This window comes from Pontiella agarivorans, from assembly GCF_034531395.1.
Taxonomy (GTDB): Bacteria; Verrucomicrobiota; Kiritimatiellia; order Kiritimatiellales; family Pontiellaceae; genus Pontiella; species Pontiella agarivorans.
The window spans coordinates 1-4,648 of the sequence record NZ_JARVCO010000011.1 but is presented as its reverse complement, the minus strand read 5'-3'; the positions used below and the strand labels follow the sequence as shown (position 1 = coordinate 4,648).

6 protein-coding genes are annotated in these 4,648 nt (G+C 41.9%); 1 reads left to right on the top strand and 5 read right to left on the bottom strand.

Features of this window, described 5'->3' with window-relative positions; translation table 11 throughout:
* Positions 1-161: 161 nt before the first annotated feature.
* A complete protein-coding gene (locus P9H32_RS12905; RefSeq protein ID WP_322609324.1) occupies positions 162-524 on the bottom strand; it encodes a hypothetical protein in 363 nt (120 codons plus the stop codon).
* Positions 525-632: 108 nt separating this feature from the next.
* On the opposite strand from P9H32_RS12905, the gene P9H32_RS12900 reads away from it, so the two are divergent.
* The gene (locus P9H32_RS12900) at positions 633-836 is read left to right on the top strand and encodes a hypothetical protein (protein WP_322609323.1); all 204 of its coding nucleotides are present in this window, start codon (positions 633-635) and stop codon (positions 834-836) included.
* Between the two features lie 535 nt (positions 837-1,371).
* Here the strand turns inward: P9H32_RS12900 and P9H32_RS12895 are convergent.
* The 4 genes from P9H32_RS12895 to P9H32_RS12880 all read right to left on the bottom strand — a co-directional run.
* Entirely contained in the window at positions 1,372-1,788 is a 417-nt protein-coding gene (locus P9H32_RS12895; RefSeq protein ID WP_322609322.1) for a hypothetical protein, read from the bottom strand.
* A gap of 100 nt (positions 1,789-1,888) precedes the next feature.
* On the bottom strand, positions 1,889-2,182 hold the full coding sequence (locus P9H32_RS12890; protein WP_322609321.1) for a hypothetical protein: 294 nt from the start codon (positions 2,180-2,182) through the stop codon (positions 1,889-1,891).
* Between the two features lie 896 nt (positions 2,183-3,078).
* The gene (locus P9H32_RS12885) at positions 3,079-3,681 is read right to left on the bottom strand and encodes a hypothetical protein (protein ID WP_322609320.1); all 603 of its coding nucleotides are present in this window, start codon (positions 3,679-3,681) and stop codon (positions 3,079-3,081) included.
* A 345-nt stretch (positions 3,682-4,026) separates the two neighbouring features.
* Positions 4,027-4,648: hypothetical protein (locus P9H32_RS12880; RefSeq protein WP_322609319.1), on the bottom strand; the 622-nt coding region annotated here is incomplete at its 5' end.

Sequence of the window (4,648 nt, the reverse complement as noted above, 5' to 3'; positions counted from 1 at the left end):
TTTTCTACGTTTCTCTGCAGGTTGTCCGGGCACAGCAGGAAGTCCGGTGAAAAGCAGGATATCCGGTGAATTGTCTGCAAATCTGATTTCATTGAATTTTTATGCAGCCAAGTGAGTTGTTCGAACGTTACGGGTGACCCTGAGTGGATTGTGCTTCAACTTCATCGACGGGCGTTATCACGATAGGGTCCACCTGCTGGTTGGGCATTCTTTGATTTAATATTCAACTCAAGCACAAGAGCCAAATACAATGTAATTAAAGGCGTTAAGAAATAATATAATTCAGAGGCATTTCCCATGTCGTTTTTCAAATATTGCACTGTTACAAGTGTCGCTAAAACTGCAACTCCCCCAAATAAAATTTTACTCAGCAAATATGTCCCAGCTTTTATGAGTCTCAATTCCAGAATAGACCAAAGGCCAATCACAACACCGAAGAACGTCAAAATGAACGGACCAAATATCCCCCTAAAAATAAAAGGAGTTGCGATGAGAAGTACTGATAACGTTTGAATAAGCTTCATATTTTACGTGCCCAACGTTACGGATGAGGGGCGCGGGAAATAAACTTGGACCGAATCGGCGGGCGTTTAACCGCGTCCCTTCAAGCCGCTGGTTAGATGGAGAAGACTATGAATGAGAAAAGATTTAGATCCCACGCACAATGGCCAGAAGGTTCCGTCATGCAGAAAAAGGCGAAAGATCACACAATGGATTGTCACGCAACTGAAGCGGCGGCTCAAGCGATTTGCAGGATGCTGGAGCGCGATGGGTTAGGAGGGGAAGGTAAAATCTTTCCGATCAAAACATGGGTTGAAGATTTATCAGCCATCTAACGTTAAGCGTGAGCCGCCCGTGCACATAAACTTTGCCTAACTCGACGGGCGTTTTCACGGTAGGCTCCACGCTCTGGTTGGGATATTTTTATTAGTGTAAGTAGCTTGTCATCAATCCCCACCCGAAATACATCCAAACAAATATTAGTGGGAAATATAATATTAAGCAGAGTGCTGTAATCCATTTTTTGTTGCTCGATATTGATATTCTAATTACAGCCATCAAGACAACTGTGAGGCCAATCGCTGTGAAAGTTAGCCATGGATAACAGAGTTCTCCTGCATGATTGATTGTGGTTAACTTTGAAACCTGTGTAGCCCATGGACCGAAGATTGACAAAAGGCTGGTGAAAATTGCTTCGCCTAACGGGACATCATGATCTCTGAATGGGAAACAAAGGAATATAGATATGATATACAGAATGAACAATGTGCTGGAGTAGGTAATGGCCAATCGCTTTGTTTTTTTGTTCATCATATTTTTATGCATCCCAACGTTATGGGTGAGCCGCCGGTGAACATAAACTTCACTTAATCAATTGGCGTCGGCCACCGTAGGCTCCACCCACTGGTTCTGTGATTCTATTTCTTCATCCATTCCTGTCAGGCATGAAGGGCAATGAGTAATCTCTCCAGAATCTTCTTTCTGTATTCTTGAAAAAGGGCTCCATGAGAAATTATTCACATCACGAAATATAAAACCTAACCTCTTATTACAAACTGGACATTTCACCTTCGTTCCTGCTGATGCCACTGTCATATTTTTTTTCATTACCCCAATCCCAAAACAAGCGAGAGGAATAAACAGTAACGCTCCGATAATGTGCCATATCAGGTAAACGGGATAACCAATGACAATCACAATCCCAGAAACTTTAACAAGCCTTACAGCGCTTTCCTCTTGGGTTATGAATGGCTCAATCTGTTGTTTTAGATTTTCTCGCAGTGTCATTTATTTATCTACACAGAACGTTACGGGTGACCTGCCGTGCACATAAACTTCGATCTAATCAACGGGCGTTTTCACGGTAAGGTCAACCCGCTGGTTCTGCTTATTTTGATTTTTCTCGTATCCAAGTTTCCCCAATTTGAGCACGACTGGCCTCCCAGCCAGGGGGTAAATCAGCGACCTCGATAATCGTTCGATCCAAATAGTAAACCTCTTTTAGAGCTACGATCATCATATCCCCAGTGGCCTTTTCTCCTGCGTAGTGAAATTGCCACCCGTGATCATCTTCATCATGAAAAATATGTGTGATTGGTTCTCCATCTTTGATGACATGTGTGGTTGTAAACACGGCACAATTAGGTGGTTGGTCAAAAGGCCAAGGATCGGGTAGTTCCATTTTATTCTCCGAACACGCAATTAACAACAGGCTCAGGGTTATGATGATTGCTGGTATTGAAAATATTCTCATTTTATCTCAGCAGAACGTTCGGGATGACTTTCCGTGGAAATAAACTCTGACCGAATCAACCGGCGTTTTCACGGTAAAGTCCAACCCCTGGTTCGACCATTTTTGTTATTTAGAACCAATACTTGTTCATTTTCTTCAATAAGTCATCTGTTATCTCGAAACCAGATTCTGATCCTATTACTGAATCTATATCGCATCTCGGGCATAATGCAGTTTGTCCTACTTCATCATCATTTTCATCAATCCATTCCTCAATCGCACTTGGCTTGAATTTTGCCAAACAATAGAAGCAACCACAGATTGTACTCTGCTCGATTTGTTTCCGATGGTCGGAAGAATACTGATGGGCTTTGAAATAATCTTTGCCTTCATGTGGATGTAGAATTGTCATTTTATTTATTCAGTCGAACGTTATGGGTGAGCCGCCGGTGCTCACAAACTTTACTTAATCAACAGGCGTTTTCACCGTAGGCTCCACCCACTGGTTGGACTTTTTTTATTTCAGTTGAATGGTTTCTGTATTTCCGATGATTGGAATTCTTTCACATCTTCACTGGATTTTGGTTTGTTCACTCAACCGATCTCTGTTCGTCAATTTTTCCGATGTTCGGAACTTTTGATTTTTGTTCCGGAGAATCAGCTTGTTTGTTCCGGTTGAGCTGCTTGTTTTTTCGGAGAATCTGAATTGATTATCTCTCCAAACTTAACTTTGTCACAGATCAATTTATTTCCTCAGTCCAACGTTACGGGTGAGCCGCGCTGCCTTGTTGTTTGCCTGACTCAACGGGCGTTTTCAGCGTAGGCTCCACCTGCTGGTTGGAAAATTATTTTTGAGGTGCGTAAGTTTTTACCAACACGCAATATTTTTTCTCTTTTCCGCTTATAATCTTTCCTCCAAAGAAAAGAGCTGTCCATTCGGAAGAGTTGGCGGCAATTGTTAGCGGTTGCGTGATTTCATACTCAGGCAGGTTCATTTCTAATATATTGAGGGTATTAGACTTAGAATCGAATTTCCCTTTTAAATTTTCAGTAGAGAACTCAGCACCTGGTTTCGTGTAAATAGTTGCAAAACTGCTGTAACTTGGGTTCGATTTCTTTACTCTATCAACTATTGGGGATGCCTGAGCTAAAGCAGGGCTTTGATCTGTGAGTTCTCCATTTTGCTTCCTTTTCATTAGGGCTTCAGCAATCAGTCTGTGTTTCTCTTCTGACATGGGCTTGTATTCAACTGTAGCATTGGTAGCAGTTGTAACGTTTGTGGGAAATATTTCCATCATTTGGAAGTCCTCATTGAGTTCAGCTAATGTGAACTGAATCGTATAGAGGTCGAGATGGAGCTTTTGGGCTTCAGGGATAACTTTTGATTCTGCATAACAGAGCGAGCCTATGGATATGGCGAGGAGTGAAAGAAGTAGCTTGGTTTTCATTTTATTCCTTTTTGTTTCCAACGTTAATGGGTGAGTTTCGGTGAACATAAACTTTACTTAATCAACAGGCGTTGGCCACCGTAAACTCGAACCACTGGTTGGAAAAGACTCTGTTTTGAGCAAGTCAGTATCTCAGGTTTTCTACGGTTCTTTGCAGGTTGTCCGGGCACAGCAGGAAGTCCGCTGCTGAGCAGGTTGTCCGGTGAATTGTCTGCAAATCTGATTTATTGAATTTTTATGCAGCCAAGTGAGTTGTTCCAATGTTAAAAGTGAGCCGCCGTGCACGTAAACTTTGCATGTGTGACCAGCGTTTTCACGGTAGGCTCCAATTTCTGGTTGGAACAGTTATTTTTCATATGTATTCCAAACATCAAGCATGGCACCAAATTTGGATGCCAATGGTGTGGTTTCACCTTCCTTGGAAACATGGGCAACCTCAAGAAAGCCCATTTGTTCTACAATTTCTTCTGTTGTTATCTCGCTGATACTCAGCTCAATCCATTCATCCAATTTTGATCCAGCAAATTCATTCGGTTTGGGAATGCTTGGGTGCTGCAACTGCTCTTCCAATATTTGGATTAGTTTATTTGAATCAGTCTGGGTTAGAGCACTGATGGTTTCCTCAACAAATGACCTCCGAAGAACATTCGGTTTAGCTGTCATCATTTTGTATTCAGAGGAATTCATTTGTGGTTCCAACAGTTGGTTCGGGTTCTCTTTATCTGGGGTGATATGACCTTGTGTACTACTTGCATTTATTGAATAACACGATATTGAACGTATAAAGACAAAAAAAGTAAAAGTTGCTTGTTTAATATGCAATATGGACGGGTGAAAATAGGTGATATCAGATATTGGAGGGTTGTATGAGCGGCAGTGCGCGGTTTCGTCCGGATCCAAAATTAAAGTTGATGGAGCAGGTGAAGGAGGTTTTGCGTTTTCATCATTATGCGATTCGTACGGAGCA